This window comes from Sphingobacterium sp. CZ-UAM (genome assembly GCF_002000245.1).
GTDB lineage: Bacteria > Bacteroidota > Bacteroidia > Sphingobacteriales > Sphingobacteriaceae > Sphingobacterium.
In genome coordinates, this window is record NZ_MTCM01000004.1 from 34349 (window position 1) to 56339 (window position 21991).

At 39.7% G+C, this 21991-nt stretch carries 20 protein-coding genes; 13 read left to right on the forward strand and 7 right to left on the reverse strand.

Annotated features, from left to right (window positions below):
- The first annotated feature begins 29 nt into the window (after positions 1 to 29).
- The 3 genes from BWD42_RS16015 to rodA are packed head-to-tail and all read left to right on the forward strand — an operon-like array spanning position 30 to position 3765.
- Positions 30 to 497, forward strand: a complete 468-nt coding sequence (locus tag BWD42_RS16015; protein WP_223585203.1) for a rod shape-determining protein MreD — start codon at positions 30 to 32, stop codon at positions 495 to 497.
- A gap of 27 nt (positions 498 to 524) precedes the next feature.
- Positions 525 to 2507 (forward strand): penicillin-binding protein 2, encoded by a 1983-nt coding sequence (gene mrdA / locus BWD42_RS16020; RefSeq protein WP_077437420.1) that lies wholly within the window; start codon positions 525 to 527, stop codon positions 2505 to 2507.
- The gene (gene rodA, locus BWD42_RS16025) at positions 2500 to 3765 is read left to right on the forward strand and encodes a rod shape-determining protein RodA (RefSeq protein ID WP_077437421.1); all 1266 of its coding nucleotides are present in this window, start codon (positions 2500 to 2502) and stop codon (positions 3763 to 3765) included. The genes mrdA and rodA overlap by 8 nt, the downstream gene beginning before the upstream one ends.
- Before the next feature lie 27 nt (positions 3766 to 3792).
- Here the strand turns inward: rodA and BWD42_RS16030 are convergent, their stop codons facing one another.
- From BWD42_RS16030 to BWD42_RS16045, 4 genes are read right to left on the reverse strand one after another with little or no spacing between them, the layout of a single operon-like run.
- Positions 3793 to 4647 (reverse strand): nucleoside phosphorylase, encoded by an 855-nt coding sequence (locus BWD42_RS16030; protein WP_077437422.1) that lies wholly within the window; start codon positions 4645 to 4647, stop codon positions 3793 to 3795.
- Complete coding sequence (locus BWD42_RS16035) at positions 4644 to 5261, reverse strand: IMPACT family protein (RefSeq protein WP_077437423.1); 618 nt, start codon at positions 5259 to 5261, stop codon at positions 4644 to 4646. The genes BWD42_RS16030 and BWD42_RS16035 overlap by 4 nt, the downstream gene beginning before the upstream one ends.
- Positions 5258 to 6130 carry a DMT family transporter gene (locus BWD42_RS16040; RefSeq protein WP_077437424.1) on the reverse strand — a complete coding sequence of 291 codons (873 nt, stop codon included), beginning with the start codon at positions 6128 to 6130 and terminating at the stop codon, positions 5258 to 5260. Before BWD42_RS16040 ends, BWD42_RS16035 begins: the two co-directional genes overlap by 4 nt.
- 38 nt (positions 6131 to 6168) lie before the next feature.
- Positions 6169 to 6645: a thermonuclease family protein gene (locus BWD42_RS16045; protein WP_077437747.1), complete on the reverse strand. Its 477-nt coding sequence runs from the start codon at positions 6643 to 6645 to the stop codon at positions 6169 to 6171.
- Positions 6646 to 7200: 555 nt separating this feature from the next.
- Here BWD42_RS16045 and BWD42_RS16050 point away from each other — a divergent pair.
- From BWD42_RS16050 to BWD42_RS16070, 5 genes are all read left to right on the forward strand, one after another.
- Complete coding sequence (locus tag BWD42_RS16050) at positions 7201 to 8025, forward strand: prephenate dehydratase (protein ID WP_077437425.1); 825 nt, start codon at positions 7201 to 7203, stop codon at positions 8023 to 8025.
- Between the two features lie 115 nt (positions 8026 to 8140).
- Positions 8141 to 9253 (forward strand): chorismate mutase, encoded by a 1113-nt coding sequence (locus BWD42_RS16055; RefSeq protein ID WP_077437426.1) that lies wholly within the window; start codon positions 8141 to 8143, stop codon positions 9251 to 9253.
- A complete protein-coding gene (gene aroA / locus BWD42_RS16060) occupies positions 9253 to 10503 on the forward strand; it encodes a 3-phosphoshikimate 1-carboxyvinyltransferase (protein WP_077437427.1) in 1251 nt (416 codons plus the stop codon). Before BWD42_RS16055 ends, aroA begins: the two co-directional genes overlap by 1 nt.
- 214 nt (positions 10504 to 10717) lie before the next feature.
- Positions 10718 to 11824, forward strand: coding sequence for a chorismate synthase (gene aroC / locus BWD42_RS16065; protein ID WP_077437428.1), 1107 nt, complete (start codon positions 10718 to 10720; stop codon positions 11822 to 11824).
- Positions 11811 to 12665, forward strand: coding sequence for an ROK family protein (locus tag BWD42_RS16070; RefSeq protein WP_077437429.1), 855 nt, complete (start codon positions 11811 to 11813; stop codon positions 12663 to 12665). The genes aroC and BWD42_RS16070 overlap by 14 nt, the downstream gene beginning before the upstream one ends.
- Positions 12666 to 12850: 185 nt before the next feature.
- On the opposite strand, the gene BWD42_RS16075 is transcribed toward BWD42_RS16070, so the two are convergent.
- On the reverse strand, positions 12851 to 15265 hold the full coding sequence (locus BWD42_RS16075; RefSeq protein WP_077437430.1) for a thiamine pyrophosphate-dependent enzyme: 2415 nt from the start codon (positions 15263 to 15265) through the stop codon (positions 12851 to 12853).
- Between the two features lie 323 nt (positions 15266 to 15588).
- Here BWD42_RS16075 and BWD42_RS16080 point away from each other — a divergent pair, with 323 nt between their 5' ends.
- From BWD42_RS16080 to BWD42_RS16090, 3 genes are read left to right on the forward strand one after another with little or no spacing between them, the layout of a single operon-like run.
- Positions 15589 to 16734 (forward strand): DEAD/DEAH box helicase, encoded by a 1146-nt coding sequence (locus BWD42_RS16080; protein WP_077437431.1) that lies wholly within the window; start codon positions 15589 to 15591, stop codon positions 16732 to 16734.
- A gap of 52 nt (positions 16735 to 16786) precedes the next feature.
- Positions 16787 to 17533, forward strand: coding sequence for a hypothetical protein (locus BWD42_RS16085; RefSeq protein WP_077437432.1), 747 nt, complete (start codon positions 16787 to 16789; stop codon positions 17531 to 17533).
- A gap of 36 nt (positions 17534 to 17569) precedes the next feature.
- Complete coding sequence (locus BWD42_RS16090) at positions 17570 to 18025, forward strand: NUDIX domain-containing protein (RefSeq protein WP_077437433.1); 456 nt, start codon at positions 17570 to 17572, stop codon at positions 18023 to 18025.
- 298 nt (positions 18026 to 18323) lie between these two features.
- On the opposite strand, the gene BWD42_RS16095 is transcribed toward BWD42_RS16090, so the two are convergent.
- Positions 18324 to 19037 carry a class I SAM-dependent methyltransferase gene (locus tag BWD42_RS16095; RefSeq protein WP_077437434.1) on the reverse strand — a complete coding sequence of 238 codons (714 nt, stop codon included), beginning with the start codon at positions 19035 to 19037 and terminating at the stop codon, positions 18324 to 18326.
- A gap of 198 nt (positions 19038 to 19235) precedes the next feature.
- Here BWD42_RS16095 and BWD42_RS16100 point away from each other — a divergent pair, with 198 nt between their 5' ends.
- Positions 19236 to 20117 (forward strand): LysR family transcriptional regulator, encoded by an 882-nt coding sequence (locus BWD42_RS16100; protein ID WP_077437435.1) that lies wholly within the window; start codon positions 19236 to 19238, stop codon positions 20115 to 20117.
- 33 nt (positions 20118 to 20150) lie between these two features.
- Positions 20151 to 21287, forward strand: coding sequence for a serine hydrolase domain-containing protein (locus BWD42_RS16105; protein WP_077437436.1), 1137 nt, complete (start codon positions 20151 to 20153; stop codon positions 21285 to 21287).
- Between the two features lie 173 nt (positions 21288 to 21460).
- Here the strand turns inward: BWD42_RS16105 and BWD42_RS16110 are convergent, their stop codons facing one another.
- A complete protein-coding gene (locus BWD42_RS16110; RefSeq protein ID WP_077437437.1) occupies positions 21461 to 21985 on the reverse strand; it encodes a glutathione peroxidase in 525 nt (174 codons plus the stop codon).
- Positions 21986 to 21991 lie beyond the last annotated feature (6 nt).

Sequence of the window (21991 nt, forward strand, 5' to 3'; positions counted from 1 at the left end):
ATTTTATTCGATTTATCGTCTTGATTGGAATGCAAGTATTTTTGTTCCAAAATATTGGCTATTACAATTTGGTTGCAGCGTTCCCCTATATTTTATTTATCTTTTTGCTCCCGACCGGAACACCTAATTTTTTGGTTTACCTAATCGCTTTTCTAACAGGACTGACCGTTGATTCTTTTTACGATACACTTGGGGTCAATACCGCTGCTTGTGTCGCATTAGCTGCCTTCCGTATTTTCTTTATGAAGATCACACTCGAAGTTGAGGAACGGGATTCTTTTCTTACGCCAATGCTAGGATTGATGAATGTGAGATGGTTTTTTTCCTATATCTTTTTTGGCACGTTGATTCATCATACATTCCTATATCTACTGGAATCTTTCTCCTTCCAACATATTCAATACACACTGCTCAGTATTGTTTTAAGTTGTATATTTACGGTAATTATCATGCTGTTGTTTAGCATATTATTCTACAAAAAGAAAGATCGATTGTAGTAGATCGGTGGATAGAAATTTATTTCTATGAATAGTTTTTTTGCTCGCAAGTACGTCGTTTCCGGAATTTTTGTTGCCATAGTTTTGACTTTGGTTGCCCGCTTATTTTATTTACAGATCATCGACGATTCCTATATACATTCAGCCAATAGCAATGTCATGCGCAAGGTCATTGTCTACCCTGCAAGGGGTGTTATTTTGGACCGAAAGGGAAAAGTATTGGTACAAAATGAGCCGGTTTATGATCTGATGGTCACACCGCGCGAAGTCAAAGAGATTGACACGGCTTTGTTTTGTAAATTAATTGATATTGACAAAGAAGGTTTTATTAAACGCATGGCTAAAGCCCGGGCACATTCTCCGTATAGGGCATCGATTTTTGAGAAACAATTATCCGTCCGAACTTGGGCGCAATATCAGGAATATCAATATCAGTTTCGTGGATTTTATGTACAAAAGCGAACAATCAGAAGCTATCCCGATAGTATCGCGGCCCAATTCTTAGGTTATGTCAGTGAGGTAAACGACAAAGATATCGAACGATCCAATGGATTTTATCGAAGCGGTGATTATATCGGAAGAAGTGGAGTCGAACGCTCCTACGAAGATCTGATTCGTGGTAAAAGAGGCGTTAATAATTTAATGGTGGATGCACTGAATCGTCCAAAGGGTATATTTATGGAAGGCAAGTACGACACCCTAGCGGTTGCTGGAGAGGGACTGGTCTCTTCCTTAGATAAGGATCTTCAAATATTAGGGGAAAACCTCATGAAAAATAAGCTGGGTTCTATTGTTGCAATTGAACCGGCAACGGGAGAAATTTTAGCCTATGTAAGCAGCCCGAGCTATAACCCCAATCTTATGGTAGGTCGCCAAGTCGGCAATAATTACATGAAGTTGCTGAACGATGAGACCAAACCACTTTTCAATCGTCCTATTCAAGCATCATACCCCCCGGGATCTGTCTTTAAGGTTGTTTCAGCCCTTACAGCACAACAAGCTGGCGTCATTGACCGAAATACGGTATTTTTCTGTCCACATGGTTATAGCTATGGTGGCGGACGTGGCTGGATGGGATGTACCCACTATCACGGTTCTACCACTTTACAGCGTTCTGTAGCAGTTTCCTGTAATACCTATTATGGATTTACCTATGCCAAAATGATTGATGGACGTGGCCTCTCAGGACCAAAAGCCTACGACCTATGGCGCAATGCAACCACAAAGTTTGGAATCGGCCACAAATTGGGTATAGACCTGCCTGGAGAAAAACCAGGATTATTGCCTACCTCGGAATTTTATACAAAACGATATGGCAATGACAAATGGCGTTCAAGTTTCAATATCTCCTTATCCATTGGTCAAGGAGAGATGGGAATAACACCGCTACAAATGGCCAATATCATGGCTATTGTAGCCAATAAAGGTTTTTACTATAGACCGCATCTCATCAAAGGGATCGGCGCTCAAAAAATAGCCAAAAAGGAATTTACAGAAAAGATCAGTGCTGGCGTAGATGAAAAATATTACCCTGTAGTCATTCAGGGAATGAGCGATGCCGTGAATACACCCGAAGGAACTGCTTGGGCGAATCGTATTCCCAGTATTGAAATGTGTGGAAAGACAGGTACAGCCCAAAACCCGCACGGAGAAAATCACGCCGTATTTTTTGCTTTTGCCCCAAGAGAAAATCCGAAAATTGCCATTGCTGTATTTGTGGAAAATGCAGGTTATGGTGGTACATGGGCCGGCCCAATAGCCAGTATGATGGTCGAGAAATACCTTAAGGATACCATTACAACCCCAAAATATATTCAGGATCGGATCTATAAAGCGAACTTTCTCCCTGCACCAAAGAAAGTAATAGATCCCAAAACTAAAGAGGTCAAGAAAGCGGATTCGATCAAATCAAAAACAGATACCGCTAAATCCAAACGACAACTGGCGGCATTGGTAAAACCAAAAGAAACAATTGTTCACCATAGCGAGGTAAAAAGAAGATATGAATAATCAAAAAAATAGTTTCTTTGGAAAAATAGATTGGTTAACAATCATACTCTGGCTCTCACTCTGTCTGATCGGTCTGTTCAATATCCGAGCAGCCGTATTTAATCCGGAAATGCCCAGCTTTTTTACCTTGGCTACCAACTATGGAAAACAGTCCTTGTATCTGATTTCGGCAATTATACTAGGCATATCTATTTTGATTATAGATGCCAAATTTTTCAGTTCCGCTTCACCGATATTCTATGGAATAACAGCGATCCTGCTTGTTATTGTTTTGGTTGTCGGGCGAAATGTAGGCGGAAATCAGGCCTGGATTGATTTGGGATTTTTCAGGCTACAGCCTTCTGAGTTTGCCAAGCTATCCACCTGCTTGTTGCTGGCCAACTTTCTTAGTGCCCAGAGCAATAAAGCTCCTACCATGCAGACTCTGGCCATGGGCGCAGGTATTGTTCTATTCCCTGTATTCCTGGTGATGCTGCAGCCTGACACTGGTTCTGCATTGGCTTTCTTTTCCCTGATTTTTGTTTTTTATCGTGAGGGTTATGTAAACAATGAACTATTGATCTTCGGTGGTCTCTGTATCTTACTTTTCGTCTTAGCGCTGTTATTCAATCCATGGATTCTTATTTTAGTCCTAGCGGCTATTATTGGATTTTTTATGTGGAGCTTCCGAAAAAAGAGAAAATATATCATTAATCTAAGTATCCTTTTTGCGGCCTGTTCTGCATTTATATTATGCGTAGACTTGGTTTACGACCATGTGCTGCAACCGCATCAACGAGATCGGATTGATATTATTCTGGGTAAAACACAAGATCTTAAAGATAAGGGATATAATCTAAACCAGTCTAAAATTGCTATTGGATCCGGGCAATTCTGGGGGAAGGGATATCTGCAGGGAACCCAGACAAAATATAACTTTGTCCCCGAACAGAGTACAGACTTTATTTTCTGTACAGTGGGAGAAGAATGGGGCTTTGTCGGTTCGGTAACTTTACTCGCTATTTATCTGACGCTACTCTTGCGCATCATTCACATTGCAGAACGACAGCGCTCGGCTTTTGCCAGAATATATGCCTATGGCGTGGCCTCCATTTTGTTTTTTCACCTATTTATCAATATTGGGATGACCATAGGTATTGTTCCCGTTATTGGAATTCCCTTGCCTTTTGTCAGCTATGGAGGGTCTTCACTCTGGAGTTTCACGATACTACTCTTTATTATGCTCAAATTTGACTCCAATAGAAAAGGAGTTGTTTAACGCATATTTGGTACTGGGATAAATTTTCTAGATCCTTTCCAACACCAATTGAATAGCTTTTTCTACCACCGCTTCAGGATTCGGCGAAAATTCTCCAGCTACCCTACTCGCTAAAATGGCATTTATGGATAAGGCCTGGTGGCCAAACATTTTCGCCAGAGCATAGATACCAGCAGTTTCCATTTCCAGATTGGTCAAACGGAAATTGTCATACCGAAAGGAATTTACTAAGGGAATCAAATCCGGAATCGTGTTATCTGACCGCACACAACGCCCTTGTGGTGCATAGAATCCCGGCGCCGTCAAGGTCATCCCTTTGGGTAGATCAAATGCAATACGGTCTAATAGACACTTACCAGCCTGTGCTACATAGGGTCTTAAACTCAATTGCGGAAAATAACGAATTAACGCCTGCTGGATATTCAGTTCAATCTCATCGTCAGGTTTTTGATAGAACTGCATCAGCGCATCAAAACCGACCCCATATTCCGAGGCCAATATAGTTCCCATTTCGACATCTGTCTGTACAGCCCCGGAAGTACCGATACGCACAATATCCAAAGAGGCCAGCTCCTTTTTTACTTCCTTATGCTGAAAATCGATATTCACCAATGCATCCAGCTCATTCAATACAATATCAATATTATCTGTACCTATACCTGTAGAGATCACACTCAACCGCTTAGTACCAATATATCCCGTATGAGTGATAAACTCACGCTTCCCTTTTTTGAGTTCGATACGGTCAAAATATTTCGAAACCTTGGCGACACGGTCTGGATCTCCTACCGTAATGATAGTATTGGCTAAATCTTCGGGCAATAAATTCAAATGGTAAATACTTCCATCTGAATTTAAAATGAGTTCTGAATTGTTTATCATATCGTTCTTAAATAATTCAATTGACAACCTTCAATTTTCGAAAAACGCTCTACGACACGGTTCACCTGCATTTTACGCACCTCAAATTCCAGATAACAATTATTATCAAATTCCTGCTTTTCGATTTCCAGTCCTTCTTCCTTAATAATACGCATAACATCATTCATATTTAGATAATCAAAAGTCAACCCATAGCTATCGTTAACTGTACGTTCGATGATCTGAGCTTGGTCCAATGCATCCTGTGTAGCCGATTTATAAGCATTAATCAAGCCCGGTACACCCAGCAAGGTCCCGCCGAAATAACGGACAACAACGACGATTATATTGGTAATGTCTGCCGAAAGCAAAGCATTTAAAATAGGACGCCCCGCGGTGCCAGAGGGTTCACCATCATCGTTTATCCGAAATACATTTCGATCCGGAGTCAGCCGATAAGCCCAGCAGTGGTGTCTTGCTTTCGGATGCAGAGATTTCACCTCCTGTAGAACATCTTTTAATTTCTCCTCAGATTTAAAAGGAAATGCATAGGCAATAAATTTGCTCCCTTTATCTCTAAAAATTCCCTCATAGTTTGCATCGATCGTTCGATAAGTATCTTCAAATAAACTCACTGATATGCGATAATTAAAACTGAAACAATAGAAAGGACTATCCCCAGGTAATTCAACCATGAGAGTCTTTCTTTAAAAAATAATACACCCACCAAAGCGCCCAACGAGATAACACCAATATTCATTCCAGTAAATACGACGGAAGGGTTCTCGGGTAATGCCCGATGAGCTTTCATATAAAATAATATATTACAAAAATTGAAAGCGCCTAAAATCAGGCCATAGACGGCAGCTTTACCTGAAAAGTTCTGCTTTTCAACAAAGATAAAATAGCCTAGTAAAGCAAATGCAATCAGCATGGCCATAACAAAGATAATAAACATCGAACTGACATAAGGTATCGTCACATGCAATGCCACCTGTTTAAAAAGGATATCAATAATCCCCATACCAATAAAAACAAGCAATGGGTAGACACTATTTTTATAGCCTGTATTTGACAGGGTTACTGTAGGGAGAGATTTTCGCCAACCGATGGAACATATTATCGCCAATAGACCTACCCCTATTCCCAATAGTTTATTTCCCTGTAGCTTTTCGTGGAATAAAAAAAACGCTGCCAGTAAGGGAATAAATAAAGACAGTCGCTGAGCCACCTCTGTTTTTACCAAACCGCTATAACGGATAGATAATGCAATAAATACAAACATCCCCGGTAATAGTACGGCCAGTGCCACATACAGCGGGAATGGTAAGGCATCCCAGCTTATTTCTTTTATTTCGGGCCGTAATATAAAGTAGGTCAAAGCAACCGCCATAGGATAATTCCAGACAATCACTTGTTTTGTTTCTACTCCATGCTGTTTTGCCAGTTTTAACAATACAGCTACAGTGACACTACAGATAACACTTATAAGGACATAAATCATTGTTCTATTATTACTAAATTAGTTCCAAAGCCCACAAATCACTTCCAAAGGCCACGCTTTGCCTGACGGGCCTGTCGTTCTAATTTTACAAAAAAATCAGCATACTGAACATTTGGGGCCAAGGTGTAGGTCATCGCATAGCCCTGCTCGATCAGCTCCGCGTTAACAAATTTCTCCCTAAGATACACATAAGCAAGAAGTCTTCCATAACGATCCTTTTTACCAACATCAAAGACTAGCTTTACATTTTTTCCAGTCAACATAGCTTGTAGGTATTCCTTTGCCTCCAGGCCATAGTAACCAACTTCCTTTCGTGCCGTTCTCCTTGTTTCGGGAGCATCAATCCCAATCAAGCGTACCCGCTCGCCTTTTTTACTACCATTTTCAATCACAAAGGTGTCTCCATCTATCACCCGCCGTACTTTTACATACCGTTCCTCCCCTTTATAAGAAAAACCTAAAAACAAGAAACAGATGATAATGGTACTCACCAAAAAATTAAATCGCTTTAGCATAAAAATCAAATTTGCGCAAAGGTAATAAAATACTTTTTCAGCAAACAGTGTATAAAACACAGCATATTTCAACAAAAAAAATCACTATTTTCAACAAAAAAAAACACCTAAAAAAGCAGCCATTTTAAATATGTTTTTTATGTTAAAAAATCATTAAAAAATAGATTCATAAAAGATAATAAAAACCATAAAACTCTATAAAAAAGAATATTACAAAAATAAAATCTCTAACAAAAGCTGTAAAAAAACACTTATTTTTATCATAAAAAAATCAATAAAAAAACATCAAAAACACACCAAAATCACACCTATTAGCAATAGATTTTTCATGAAAAAAAATTATTTTTTCTTTGATATTTCAAAAACATTCGTACATTTGAAATGTCAAACAACACAAGGATGAACAGATCATATACATATTTCTATTTTAACTTCTTTTATTTTAAAAATAAGAGCCGGGATTAGATTGTGTATACATTAAAATATAACAAGAAAGAGTCCCGGTTTAGATGATCGGGACTCTTTCTTGTTTAAGGGCAAAATAGCAACAAGAAAATGAGTTTAAAAATTGCGATACAAGGAGCAAAAGCTTCATTTCACGAGGAAGCAGCATTTAAATATTTTGGGCGTGAGGTCGAAATTGTTGAATGTGATTCATTCAAAAAAACCTGTGAATTGCTAAAACAAAGAAAAGTAGATTACATTGTTATGGCGATCGAAAATTCGATTGCAGGTAGTCTGCTACCAAACTATAATCTGCTTCGGGACTACAAATTCCATATCACAGGCGAAGTCTATCTCAACATTCAGCAGAATCTGATGGTATTACCTGGTGTTAAACTGAAAGACATCAAACACATCGAATCACATCCGATCGCCATCCGCCAATGCGAGGAATTTCTTTCAGAACTGGAAGGTGTACGTATTACCGAAGGGTCAGACACAGCAGCCACAGCAAAGATGATTGCTGAACGGAAATTGACTGATACAGCTGCTATTGCAGGTACTTTAGCCGCCGAAATTTATGGGCTTGAGATTCTAGAGAAAAGAATCGAAACCAATAAAAAGAATGCAACACGTTTCCTGGTTCTATCCAATGAGGTGGTTGAACACAAAAATGCGAATAAAGCATCTTTATCGTTTCAAACGGGAAATACAGTTGGTTCCTTAGCGACAATTTTACAGTGTTTTGCTGAGCAAAATATCAACTTGAGCAAGATTCAGTCTATGCCTGTTATCGGAAAACGCAACGAATATGACTTTTTCGTTGATGTTGAATGGAAAAAACAATCAGACTATGAGGCTGCGATCCGAAAAGTACTCAAACATAGCATCAATTTCAATATTATGGGCGAATACATCAAAAACGAGAAACTATAATCAACAATTTAATAATTAAAAAAATCAACTTATCCTGAATCTGTTGGAGCTATAAAGACTTACAAAACAAGCATAACGGCTTAGCAGACTCAAATACCTTTAAAAAATTATTCCGATGAAAAATACATTAGAAATCACTCCTTTGAAATCATGGTTGGATACTGGAGACAAACCTTTAATTATCGCAGGCCCTTGTAGTGCAGAAACAGAAGAACAACTTGTATCTACAGCTCATCTATTGGCAAACACTGGAAAAGTAAATATTTTACGTGCAGGAATCTGGAAACCACGTACTCGTCCAGGTGAATTTGAAGGTATCGGTTCCATTGGTTTGGAGTGGTTGAAGAGAGCGAAAGAAGAGACAGGTTTATTGACAGCTACAGAGGTTGCGACAGCAAAACACGTCGAAGAAGCTTTGGCAGCTGGTGTTGATGTACTTTGGGTAGGTGCACGTTCCACTGCAAACCCATTCACGGTACAAGAAATCGCTGATGCACTACAGGGAGTAGATGTACCAGTTTTCGTAAAAAACCCTGTTAACCCAGATTTGTCGTTGTGGATCGGTGCTTTGGAGCGTATCAACCGTGCTGGCATCAAAAAATTAGGTGCTATCCACCGTGGATTCTCTTCTTACGAGAAAACAGCATTCCGCAATGAGCCGATGTGGGATTTAGCTATCCAGTTAAAAACTGCTTGTCCTAATTTGCCGATCATCAATGACCCTAGCCACATCTGTGGTAACCGCGAATTATTACCGTACATCGCCCAAAAAGCTATGGATATGGATATGCAAGGTTTGATCATCGAATCACATATTGATCCTTCTGTTGCATGGACTGATGCCAAACAACAAGTTACGCCAGTAGCCCTAGCAGAGTTGATCAATCATTTAACATTACGTAAAGCTGATTCTGACAACCCTTCATTTGAGGATAAATTAGCCGAATTGCGTAGCAACATTGACAAATTGGACGATTTAATTATCCAAAAAATCGGTGAGCGTATGAAAATTGCAGAGAAAATCGGTGAATACAAACGCGACAACAATGTAACCATCCTACAGGTAAACCGCTGGGATGAGATTGTTCAAAAACGCACAAAACTTGCTGAGGCGCTTTCTTTGGGCAGCGAATTTGCAACAAAATTCCTAGAATTAATTCACAACGAATCTATCCGTAAACAAAATGCGGTAATGAATTCACAGGAACAACCAACAGCAGAAGCATAATGAATCAACAAGTCATCAAGCTGACGCACCCATCAAAAAAAATAAAAGGCACGGTTCAACTGACAGGATCAAAATCCGAGAGCAACCGTGCTCTTATTATCCGCTCGTTGAGCAAGGGGCAGGTTGATATCGCTAATCTTTCTGAAGCCGCTGATACCGTTACGTTAAACCGTGTCTTACAGATCGCATCAGATCCTCAACCTGGCTACAACACGATTGACATCGGCCCTGCGGGTACAGCAATGCGCTTTTTAACGGCCTACCTCAACCTTGTTCAAGGAAACTTTATCCTTACGGGGACCGAACGCATGCAACAACGGCCAATCGGTATATTAGTTGATGCCATGAAGGAAATCGGAGCCGACATTCATTATGAAAAAAAAGCAGGCTATCCGCCCCTAAAAATAGAAGGCGGCATATTTCAAGGAAAGGACCGTGTCCGGATAAAAGGAAATATCAGTAGCCAATATATCTCTGCGCTGCTATTAATTGCTCCCGCATTGAAAAAAGGGCTTACATTGGAAATCGAGGGTGAACTGACTTCCAGACCCTATGTATCCATGACCCTCGATATGCTAAAAAGCGTCGGCATACAGCATGAGTGGACAGCGAATGAAATACATATTGCCCCGCAGACTTTTTCAAAAAGCACAATTTATGTGGAGCCAGATTGGAGTGCAGCTTCTTACTGGTACGCTATTGTAGCGCTGGCAGAAGACGGAGCATCTATCGTCTTGCCTGGGCTTAAAAAAGACAGTCTGCAAGGAGATATTGCAATTGTCGATATCATGACCCATTTTGGCGTGCAATCCAGTTTTGAAGCCGATGGCTTGCATCTTCATAAAACAGTAATAGATTCGGAAAAAACGTTATTTGATTTCAAAGAATGCCCCGATCTCGCACAGACTGTCGTCGTCGTCGCTGCAGCTTTAGGTCGTGACGTTTCTTTTACAGGTCTTGAGACATTAAAAATCAAAGAAACGGACCGAATCGCAGCTCTCCAGACTGAAATAGCTAAATTTGGCGCTGAACTGATCGAAGATAACGAAATCTATCATCTTAAAACAGCAGGGGTATTCCGGCCGGAAGATGTGACCTTTAACACCTATGAGGATCACCGTATGGCAATGGCATTTGCACCCCTGGCATTGGTTTTTGACCAGATCAAGATAGCGGAGCCAATGGTTGTAGAAAAATCATATCCTGATTTCTGGAAACATCTGCAGGCCCAATCTTTTAGCATTGACTAATATTTAAAAACCTGGGAGAATATAGTTTTATACTCCCAGGTTTTATAACCTATATACGCGCTATTAATAGCTTTAATGGCAACAAGAGAAATACTACCCGCAGGCAAACGCAGTCATGATTGAAAATAATCAACTTGATAAAGTTAGGTTTTACAGTAGTGTTTTCATTGCATTTAAAGGCAAATTTATCTAAGTTTATTGAAATTTAATTTTTATGGCAGGAAACTCATTTGGCGATTTATTCAGAATCAGCACTTTTGGCGAATCACACGGTAAAGCGATCGGTGTAATTATTGATGGTTGCCCCTCAAATATAACGATAGACGAAGAGTTTATACAGTCTGAACTAGATAGACGTAAACCCGGACAGTCCAGGATCACCACGCAACGAAAAGAAAGCGATACGGCCCAGATATTATCAGGCGTATTCGAAGGCAAGTCTACTGGAACACCGATTGCCATTGTTATACCAAATGAAGATCAACGTTCGAAGGACTATACCCACATTAAAGATATCTTCAGACCTTCCCATGCGGACTTCACCTACCAAATGAAATATGGCATCCGTGACTACCGCGGCGGTGGCCGTTCATCGGCCCGCGAGACAGCTGCCCGTGTTGCTGCAGGTGCTGTTGCGAAGAGCTTTCTACAACAATTTGGCATTGAAATCTTTGCCCATGTTTCCGGTGTAGGCACGATCGAAGCCCCGAATTTGGACACCAAAGATCTTAAAGCCTTGCTTGAACTACGCGAATCCAATATCGCGCGCTGCGCTGATCCGGCTACAGCCAATGAGATGGTCGAATTTATAGATACTGTGAGAAAAGCAGGTGATACAGTAGGTGGACGCATTTCGGCAGTGATAAGACATGTACCCGTTGGACTTGGGGAACCTGTATTTGACAAACTCCATGCTGACCTCGCCAAAGCGATGATGAGCATCAATGCCGTACACGGATTTGAATATGGATCAGGTTTTGCAGGTTCAGAGTTGCGAGGTTCCGAACATAATGATATATTTGTAGCAGATGACCATGATTTAAATCAAGTGCATACACATACCAATTTCTCTGGGGGAATACAAGGCGGTATATCAAACGGAATGGACATTACTTTTAAAGTAGCATTTAAGCCTGTTGCCACCATCATGAGAGATCAGGAAACAGTCGATATCCATGGTAACCCTGCCATCGCAAGTGGTAAGGGAAGACATGATCCTTGTGTTGTTTCGAGAGCGGTAATTATTGTAGAAGCCATGGCGGCACTTGTGATTGCGGATCATCTACTTAAACATCAAAGTTACAAACATGCTGCAAGATAATTATGTCGTAGGTGTTGACATTGGAGGCACTCATATTTCCGCCTGTATCATTGACACCAAACAATGGAATATACATTTAGAGAACGTGGTCAGAAACCACGTTTTTTCTCAAGGAGATGCTAAAACGATTTTACAGACCTGGGCCTCCACAGTACGGGACAGTATTGCTAGTTCACCGACTGCTATTCAGTTTATTGGCATTGCAATGCCAGGGCCTTTTGACTATGAAAACGGCATCTCTAAAATGTTAGGACAAAGCAAGTACGACAACTTGTACGATCAAGACATCAAAAGCCTTCTATCCGCTGAGCTAGGCTTACCTCCTACTGCTATTCACTTTATCAATGATGCGGCAGCTTTCTTACAGGGCGAAATATTTGTACAGCATCTTCAGTCCAATCCGAGAATACTAGGTATTACCCTGGGAACAGGTTTAGGTTCTGCGGTCTGGAATAAAGGAGAGAAAGCCTTCGATGCAGATTTATGGAATACTCCTTACCAAGAAAGTATTTTTGAAGAATACCTTGTGACCAGATGGTTTGTCAAACGATTCAAAGAGATCACTGGGAAAGATGTCACTGGTTTAAAAGAAATTTTGGATAATCATAGAGAAACAGCTGCATTTGCGACAATCAAGGATGAATACGCAACACATCTCTTTGATTTTATGCATTTTTTTGAAGGAAAATATCAGACTAATCTCTTTATTATTGGCGGTAATATCGCTAAAGCACTTCCTATCTTTATTGCTGACCGTGAAGAATTCAGTAGGTTCACCATCCACACAGCGATATTGGGAGAAAAGGCAGCTATGATTGGGGCTGCAAGTTTATTCAGCTAGAATACGGATAGCAAAACTGAAAAAGTACTCCAAAAATAAAATTATCATTAATAAATAAACAAAAAGCAAGCCCAGATAAGTTTCCGGGCTTGCTAAAGTATTCCCAAAAAAATGCTATTCAAAACACTCCCTATCGAGAGGCGCTTTGAATAGCATTTTTTTTATGATCTAAAAATAGCTATTTATTAAAACATCGATGGATATTTTTCCGGATTAGCCTCATGCATGATCGCATACACAGTTTCCACGACATCATCTGAAGATGGTTTCGAGAAATAATCACCATCCGAGCCATAGGGCGGACGGTGTGCTTTTGCTGTTAAGGTTCGAGGCTGACTATCAAGTAAATAATAACCATTTTGATTTTCAAGTATTTCCTGTAGTATAAACGCAGCAGCTCCCCCAGGCACATCCTCATCTACAACCAGTAACTTATTTGTTTTTTTCAAGGACTCTGCACATAACTGACCTTTGTCAAACGGCAGTAAGGTCTGCGCATCAATAATTTCAATAAATATCCCCAGTCGTTCCAGTTCCACTGCAGCTTCTTCAACAACACGTAGCGTCGAACCATAGGAAACTACCGTGATATCCTGTCCTTCCTTTATACACTCGGCATAGCCAATTGGCACAGTAAATTCACCGACATTATCCGGCAAACGTTCTTTGAGACGATAACCATTGAGACATTCGACAACAATAGCAGGTTCGTCTGAACGGAAAAGTGTATTATACATTCCGGCAGCTTGCGTCATGTTACGCGGTACGCAGACATGCAATCCCCTTAATGAGCCCAATATCACAGACATCGGGGATCCCGAATGCCATACCCCCTCCAGACGATGTCCGCGGGTACGGATAATAACCGGTGCTTTTTGCCCTCCAAAAGTACGGTAACTTAAACTGGCTAAATCGTCACTGGCAACGGTAATTCCATAAATTAAATAATCTAAATATTGAATTTCAGCAATTGGTTTTAACCCACGAATTGCCAATCCAATCCCCTTACCTATGATGGAATTCTCCCGGATTCCGGTATCAAACACACGATGCGCGCCGAGTTTTTCCTGTAGGCCCGCAAATCCTTGGTTGACGTCCCCTATCTTCCCCACATCTTCTCCGAAAGCCAACAAACGCTCATCACGTCGGAAATTTTCCTCAAAACAGAGATTCAACACTTCCCTTCCATCCACAATTTTAGCATCTTCTGTGTAATTTGTGGCTACCGTTGGCACGTTGAACGGTGAATCTACACCATCCGTAAATAATTTTGAATTATATCGTTTTTCGTTAATCTCCTGTTTAATCTTATACCAATTCAACAATTCCTGACGGCCTTCTGTGTCTTTTCCTTTTAGCTCATGCAATACCTTCCGGACTTGTCCATACACTTCCTTCAATGAAGGTTCGACCATTGACTGGAGTTTTTTAGCTGCAAAGTCCGCTTTTTCATTTGGAATAAGTAGCAATAAATCTATGGCTTCTTTTGCCTCAAGCGTCAGGGTTTTGATATAATCAGCCCAAGCTCGCTTTTGTTCCTGACGAACAAAATCTTTCGCTTCACGGTCCAACTGATCTAACTCTTCATCTGTAGCAATGCCCGAACTTTGTAACCATTCCTTCATTTTAGCGATACAGTCAAACTCCGATTCCCACTGCAAGCGTTCCTGAGATTTATAACGTTCATGAGACCCTGAAGATGAGTGGCCTTGAGGCTGTGTCAATTCGGTCACATGGATTAGACATGGAATATGCTTTTCTCTTGCAATGTTAGCAGCTTGTTCGTATGTCTCACACAAGCCCGCGTAATCCCAGCCTCTGACTTTAAAAATTTCGATTCCGTTTGTCAGTTCCTCTTTCTGAAAGCCTTTCAGAATTTCAGAAATATCGCCTTTTGTGGTCTGTATTTCATTCGACACTGAAATCCCGTAACCGTCATCCCAAATAGAAATAACCGCAGGAATCTGATGTACCCCGGCCGCATTGATAACCTCAAAAAACACTCCTTCTGAGGTTGCAGCATTCCCTATGGTACAGAAGGTAACTTCATTGCCCCTGTTTGAGAAATAGGACAGATAATCCAAATTCCTATTTTGTTTATATAATTTAGATGCTAATCCGAGCCCCAAAACCCTGGCCATCTGTCCACCTGTAGTAGAAATATCTGAAAAGGAATTCTTTTGAACCGTTTGATCAAGCCAATTCCCCCGATCATCCAATACACGTGTAGAAAAATGACAGTTCATTTGCCGACCAGCAGAAGAAGGATCCGCTTCAACATCTGGGTGTGCGTACAATTGAGAAAAAAAACGGTAGACATCACTGATCCCCGAAGCAAATATAAATGTCTGGTCACGGTAATATCCCGACCGCCAATCGCCATTCCTGAAGACTTTAGCCATCGCAATTTGTGCCAACTCTTTTCCATCGCCAAAAATACCAAACTTCGCCTTACCTGTAAGCACTTCCTTACGTCCCAATAAACTTACGTAACGACTTTCCAAGGCAGTTCGATAATCATTCACAATAATCTTTTTGAACTCGTCAAAGCTCAAAGTGGAAATAGATTCATTGTTTTGGTCAAATGCAGTATCAAACATATTCTTTTTTGTTTCAACAAATTTAACAAAAATATTATTCTATATAATTGGTGTTTGTCAAATAAATTGACAATCAATGGTTCGTATTTGAAATAGAATATTCTAATTTCTCAAATTAGTACTTTTTGAGAAAAATTCCTAATTTTTGTAGATTTTTAATTATTATACATATGGATTAAAGTCTAGCGATAGGGATCAGAAATTTATACTTTCCTTCTCTCATCAGATAGCAAACACAAGATTGCGATAGATCTTCTTTTTAATTTTATTTTTTTACTGTGAATTTTTCAGCACTTCAACTCAATAAGCTTCTTTTTTCCAACATGGAAAAACAAGAGCTTTCGGTATTAACAGCTATCCAGGAGCAGGTGATTCCTACCGTATTAGCAGGCAAAGATTGTCTGGCTATCGCCCCCACAGGGACTGGAAAAACCGAAGCTTTCGCTATCCCGCTCATACAACGTCTATTGGAAAAAGAGCAGAGAGAACATGCCGCTGTACTTATTCTGCTTCCAACACGCGAACTCTGTATCCAAACAAAGGACAGGCTTGCTAAACTGATCGAGGGCACAGGTCTCGATATCGCCTGCTTTTATGGGGGCGGAACTTACGAGAGTCAACTCGCGACCTATCCTAAAGCGCAATTCATCCTAGCAACCCCTGGTAGACTACTCGACTTTCTGGAACAACAGCTTGTTAATCTGAAAACCATAGATACTTTAGTCATTGATGAGTTTGATCAATTGCTTGATCTGGGCTTTACAATCGAAATCAATAAAATCATACAGGCGCTACCAACTGAGAGACAGTCTATTTTCGTATCCGCAACACGCACAGTGGAAATGGACAAAATCATTCACAAAAGACTGAAACACCCAATAGAAATAACCATAGACAATCAATTAAAAAAAGGAAAAATCACCGAGTACGTATTGTACGTCGATAAAAATGACAAGAAAAATTTAGTCCGTTACCTACTTGAAAATAGGATTAAATCACAAGTCCTTATTTTCACACGGACAGTACATGCCGTTGAACGGATTGAAGCAGATCTTCGTCGAAATAACATTTCAGCTCTCGCGCTATACGGCGATAAGTCCCAGGCCCAACGTGAAGATATTATCAACAAATTTAGAAGTCAAGAAAACAGGGTATTGATTACAACGGATTTACTGGCGAGAGGCGTAGATTTTCCTGACCTGGAAGCGATTATAAACTATGAAGTACCTGACTCGCCTGAGTTATATACACACCGCATTGGTAGAACGGGTCGTTCTCAGGCGGACGGTACAGCTATCACATTCTGTGACGCCGAAGATAACCAAAAATGGATCAAGCTACAGTTATCACTCCATAAACAAGTACCAATAGACGATCAACACCCCTTTTTACTGAGTTGGGAAAAAATGCTATCCAGCAGTCAGAACAATAGCCGAAAAGGGCAATCAAAATCAAGAAAACGTCGTTAAATTATAATTATTCTTTTACTTTTACCTGCAATTAACAAAATCACAGTCCAAGATGAGTACAATACATTTATTTGACGATAGTAACAATGCGAACGACAATCGGTTAGGAGACCTAGAAAAAACCATTATCGTTAACAATCTGATGGAGGTTCCTTTTGCAGAACGGGATGAATCATGGCGCGATACCTTCTTAAATAATATCGCTGAGTGTACATTGAAACTCGCCGAAACCGAAGTAGTCATCGGCCCGGACGGATTTCCTTATTTCCAACTGGAAAGCGTGCCCAAAGATCAAAATTTCCAGGCCTTTGTTATCAAAAACCGTTTAAAGGATTTTGTACTACCCAAAGGTTTTGGTATCGCTATTAATCCGCAAAATGAAAATCCAGATTGGATATTCACCTACGGCGATTTGGTCAATTATTTTCTGAATGAAGAGTTTTACACGGACCAGAGTATTTTTTCACCAAAAACCGAGCAAACTACAATTGGTAAAGATGAAGAAATCTTAGTTGGTCAACCATCGGAAACAATCCTACCCCAGCAGGTGCGCGCACAACTTCGTGAGTTTTTGGATTATTATGGCGTCAAGAATGCTAAAATTATGCTTATCGCACGTAATTATAAAGACGAAGAAAAAGCATCTCAGGATCTGGTATTTAATATCGTCGCCAATCAATTTAGAACGGAGAAAGAATTCACGAATATCATGGAAGCAATTGGCTGGTTTCTGCCAAGACATTATTCCTATATAGGTTTAGATGAGTTTGCTGTTGAAAATGGTTTTATGCCATTGTAGAAGAAAAAATTGATTATAATAAATAGAGAATAAAGAATGTTTCCATTTAACGTAAGAGTATACGGGATACTGATCAATGAAAAGCAGGAAGTATTGATCAGTGATGAAAGAACGGAAAATGTTTCATTTACCAAATTCCCCGGTGGAGGGCTAGAGTATGGCGAAGGTCTATTGGAGGCCTTAATCAGAGAATATCAAGAAGAATGTGCATTTGACATTGCTGTTGTTAAGCATATTTATACAACTGATTTTTATGAGAAATCTAGCTTCAACGACAGCCAGATCATATCAATTTACTACCAGGTTAGAAATACATCAACCATTCAGATCAGAACGACGACCAAAGCGTTTGACTTTGATCCGAACGAGAAAGTTGAAGATAATAAACGGCAGTCTTTCCGTTGGGTTCCGGTACACGAACTTACAATAGCAGACCTAACGTTTAAAACTGATCAGGTAGCGTGGACAGAGTTTTTAAAAACAGTAAAATGATAATAAATTTTTAATTTTCGTCAATTTTATTTGTATTTAAAAAATAAACATATATCTTTACGTAAACCAATGGAAATACTTTGTTTTTTTGAAGTATTGACCTTAATAATTACATTTTATTATTTTTTTGATATCTCGACCAGACGGGATAAGTGAAGGGGAAGCGATATCAAACAGACATTGGTTTATTGAATTTGTAAATTCCTAGTCCTATAGGTTTTTTAATAGTTAGTGTGATTTTATGGCGATACTCCCCGTATCGCCTTATTTATTTTATGGTTTTTATCACATGAGAATACTATTTAAATGCGACAAAAGAAGCGAAACATAAATTCTTGTGTAACACATCTATATCTTTAAATCCGACCTTTGACAATAATTCAAGCTGATAGATCAGCGGCCGTGGTGTGTCCTCGTGCTCGATGTAGGCAAAAACATGGTCGCGATATGCCTGGTCTTTCAAGCTGATTAAATAAGCGCCATATTTTTCACGATAGATTAGGTGTTGGAGAGCGGTACTATTCTGTTCGATCAGATCAAAAATCCATACACTGCCTCCTTTTTTGAGAAGTTTAAAAAGTTTACGAAATGCGCTCTCCCAATCCTGATCGTCTCTCAAATGATGTAAAACCGCCGTCGCTATGATAACATCAAATTTCTCTTCGGGTAGATCGACCTCTCTAAAATCACCTTTAATCAAATTGATCGCCCCATTCGTAAGCACGCCGACTCGTGTTTTAGCCCGTTCTAACATGGGTAGGCTCAAATCGACCAAAGTAACATCCGGATTGGTTCTAACCTTCTGAAGCAATTTCACATCGTAGTTACCAGCGCCACAGCCGATATCCAACACATTCGCCAGATTCGGATAGAGCGATGAAATTGCATCCGTTATGAGCTCCATATTCCACACCGCATCCAGTGTCGTCGCTTGACCTGTTTCTAAATTGGAGAACCGTTCGACATCCTGGTCAAATCGCGTTTCAATTTCCTGTAATGTTGCCTTATTCATAGTCTAATAATTATTTAATACGCATAAATACACCTTTTATCACTCGGTGGATACCTATCGTATCCAAGTTATTTTCATTGGCGCTGTTTGCATTCTGACAGGAGTATCGCCTATAAATTTTAATTATTTAAAGGTAAGGTTAACCCAAATTCATTAAAAATATTTATTTTGTCATCGATTCATACCAAAAAAGTATCAATGGAAATCCGACATCTTATTTATTTCAAAACAGTGGCTGAGGAACTTCATTTCGGAAGGGCTGCTGAGCGGTTATTTATGTCCCAACCCCCTCTAAGCAGACAAATCAAGGATCTTGAAGATGAGCTGGGTGTTATTCTATTTTTTAGGACCAACAAAAGAGTAGAACTGACCGAAGCCGGTAAATACTTTTTGGAAGAGGTCATCGAAATCCTTCAAAATTTAGAGCATAGCAAAACAATCACAAAACAGATCCATAACAATATTTCAGGGGAATTTAAACTAGGTTATATCAGTTCCACACCAAAACAGATGTTGGCAACAGTATTGAAACAGATTCAGCAAAAATTCCCTTACCTACGGGTCAGTTTGTTTGAAACATCGACTCAAAAACAGAAAGCAGCATTGGAAAATGGAAAACTGGATCTCGGAATTATGCGCGCGCCTATTTACGCAAGCGAACTTCTTATCACCCCCCTGTTTGAAGACCCTATGGTTATTGTGGGATCCACGACTGTGGACTTTAACAACATCAATTTTTTCAATGAAAATTTTATTTCATTCAATCAAAAATATGCTTCTGAATACCATCGATTAACGATCAACACCTGCAATCGTATGGGGTTCGAACCCAAGATTGTGCATCAAAGTAATTCCATGTCCTCTATCCTAGAACTGGTTGCTCAGGGATTAGGCCTGGCTGTGGTTCCAGCATCGACGATTAAACAGTATCCACATCTAAAATTGAAAATGCTGAATCTTGGTGACATCGATAGCAAAACGGAGGTTATCCTTGTTTCGAATATAAAAAGCAAGAATAGTGCTCTTGGGGAATTTATTCAGTGTATTCAAAAAGAATATCTTAAATTCAATAAAAGTTAAAGCTAGCCCTGTTTATTTTTTCGCTTACACATCATGAAAAAGACTTTCATTTCCTTCCTCCTATTAACATTCTTGCTCCCTATACTATCATTTGGGCAGCAGGCTTCAGAAATCGATCAAAGATTGCTGGCAATTATGCAACGCTATCAAGCAGTAGGATTGAGTGTGGTACTTGTCAAAAACAACCAGATTGACTTTCATAATAACTACGGTTACAAAAACATAAAAGACAAAACCACCTTACAGGACAACGATATTTTCCGAATCGCTTCCATATCGAAGTCGTTTACCGCGACCTCTTTTATGCAACTTCTAAAACAGGGTCGCTGTTCGCTAGACGATGATTTCGGCGATCTTATCGGTTTTCCAATTAGAAATCCAAACTATCCCGAAGCAAAAATTACCCTTCGGATGGTACTTTCCCATACTTCCAGCATCAATGATAAAAACGGCTATTTTAATATGGATGTAATCAACCCATCCAAAAATCCAGGCTGGAAAGATTCATACAACAATTATGCACCAGGCAGCCAATATCAATATTGCAATCTAAATTTTAATATGGCAGGGGCCGTATTGGAGAAGCTGACACAGACGCGTTTTGATAATTATATTTCCAAAAATATTCTCAAGCCATTGCATCTTTATGGCGGATATTGTATTGATTCGCTGGATCAGACCAAGTTAGTCCCTTTATATTCATTTGACGATAAAGCCAATTTTATAGAGGAACAAAATGCCTATGCCCCTAGAAGGGATGAACTTGCAGCTTATCAGTTGGGGTATACAACGCCTACACTTTCCCCGACCGGCGGAATGAAAATATCAGCACTCGATCTTGCAAAATATATGCTCATGCATATGAACTATGGAATGGGAAACGGGAAGAAAATAATGGATAAAAAGTATGCGAAGATTATGCAAACAACTGTTAACAGCGATTCAGGATATGGTCTGGCCATGATGAATGAAGATACGGTCATTCCGGGAATTACATTAACGGGACATACAGGTTCTGCTTATGGTTTATACAGTGCAATGTTTTTCAATCCGAAGAAAAAATATGGATTTGTCGTAATCACAAATGGCTGCAACATACCTGATAGTGAAGAGTTTAATCCGCTATTGAAAGACTGTATCCGTGCCTTATATGACACGTACCTAAAATAGGTGAAAATTCAGTAAAAAAGTTTCACAATTTTTATTTTCCAACTAGGAAAAAAGGCTTGATAAGCAGAACAGTTGGAGCACAATGAGAATCATCCCGCTGTCTTTCACCCATAAAAATACCCCCAAATAGTAGCGAACTTTTTGAGGGTATCATATTTTGAGTCTTAACTGATTTATTTTTTATTTCCCGCCCAGTTTACAATCGCTGGGTCTAACGGATTTGTAGCCGATCGAAAACGATGCACCAATTTACCATTTTCGTCGATCAGGAATTTTTCAAAGTTCCATTTAATTTCTCCTGTAAAATCAGGATTATCCTGTGTGGTCAGATATTTAAATAATGGGGAAATTTGATCTCCTTTGACTTCCACTTTTTCAGCCATTAAAAAGTCTACACCGTAGTTCCGTTCACAGAATTCTTGAATCTCCGTATTAGATCCCGGTTCCTGTTGTCCAAAGTTGTTTGCCGGAAAGCCGATGATCACCAATTTATCGCCAAATGTCTTGTGGAGTTCTTCAAGATCCTTATACTGTTTCGTAAAACCACATTTAGAAGCTGTATTGACGATCAATATCTTCTTTCCTTTAAAATCGGACATCTTCACCTCTTGCCCTTCCAGCGTCTTAAAAGTGAAATTATAAATGTCGGGATTGCCAAATAACATTGACATATACACCATAATAGTTGCAACAATCATATTTAT

Coding starts and splice junctions, on each gene's coding strand:
- BWD42_RS16105 (WP_077437436.1), top strand. CDS start 20,151: ATGAAAAAGACTTTCATTTCCTTCCTCCTATTAACATTCTTGCTCCCT.
- rodA (WP_077437421.1), top strand. CDS start 2,500: ATGAATAATCAAAAAAATAGTTTCTTTGGAAAAATAGATTGGTTAACA.
- BWD42_RS16050 (WP_077437425.1), top strand. CDS start 7,201: ATGAGTTTAAAAATTGCGATACAAGGAGCAAAAGCTTCATTTCACGAG.
- BWD42_RS16075 (WP_077437430.1), bottom strand. CDS start 15,265: ATGTTTGATACTGCATTTGACCAAAACAATGAATCTATTTCCACTTTG.
- BWD42_RS16070 (WP_077437429.1), top strand. CDS start 11,811: ATGCTGCAAGATAATTATGTCGTAGGTGTTGACATTGGAGGCACTCAT.
- BWD42_RS16110 (WP_077437437.1), bottom strand. CDS start 21,985: ATGATTGTTGCAACTATTATGGTGTATATGTCAATGTTATTTGGCAAT.
- BWD42_RS16080 (WP_077437431.1), top strand. CDS start 15,589: ATGGAAAAACAAGAGCTTTCGGTATTAACAGCTATCCAGGAGCAGGTG.
- BWD42_RS16055 (WP_077437426.1), top strand. CDS start 8,141: ATGAAAAATACATTAGAAATCACTCCTTTGAAATCATGGTTGGATACT.
- BWD42_RS16085 (WP_077437432.1), top strand. CDS start 16,787: ATGAGTACAATACATTTATTTGACGATAGTAACAATGCGAACGACAAT.
- mrdA (WP_077437420.1), top strand. CDS start 525: ATGAATAGTTTTTTTGCTCGCAAGTACGTCGTTTCCGGAATTTTTGTT.
- BWD42_RS16045 (WP_077437747.1), bottom strand. CDS start 6,645: ATGCTAAAGCGATTTAATTTTTTGGTGAGTACCATTATCATCTGTTTC.
- BWD42_RS16100 (WP_077437435.1), top strand. CDS start 19,236: ATGGAAATCCGACATCTTATTTATTTCAAAACAGTGGCTGAGGAACTT.
- BWD42_RS16030 (WP_077437422.1), bottom strand. CDS start 4,647: ATGATAAACAATTCAGAACTCATTTTAAATTCAGATGGAAGTATTTAC.
- BWD42_RS16090 (WP_077437433.1), top strand. CDS start 17,570: ATGTTTCCATTTAACGTAAGAGTATACGGGATACTGATCAATGAAAAG.
- aroC (WP_077437428.1), top strand. CDS start 10,718: ATGGCAGGAAACTCATTTGGCGATTTATTCAGAATCAGCACTTTTGGC.
- BWD42_RS16095 (WP_077437434.1), bottom strand. CDS start 19,037: ATGAATAAGGCAACATTACAGGAAATTGAAACGCGATTTGACCAGGAT.
- BWD42_RS16040 (WP_077437424.1), bottom strand. CDS start 6,130: ATGATTTATGTCCTTATAAGTGTTATCTGTAGTGTCACTGTAGCTGTA.
- aroA (WP_077437427.1), top strand. CDS start 9,253: ATGAATCAACAAGTCATCAAGCTGACGCACCCATCAAAAAAAATAAAA.
- BWD42_RS16015 (WP_223585203.1), top strand. CDS start 30: ATGCAAGTATTTTTGTTCCAAAATATTGGCTATTACAATTTGGTTGCA.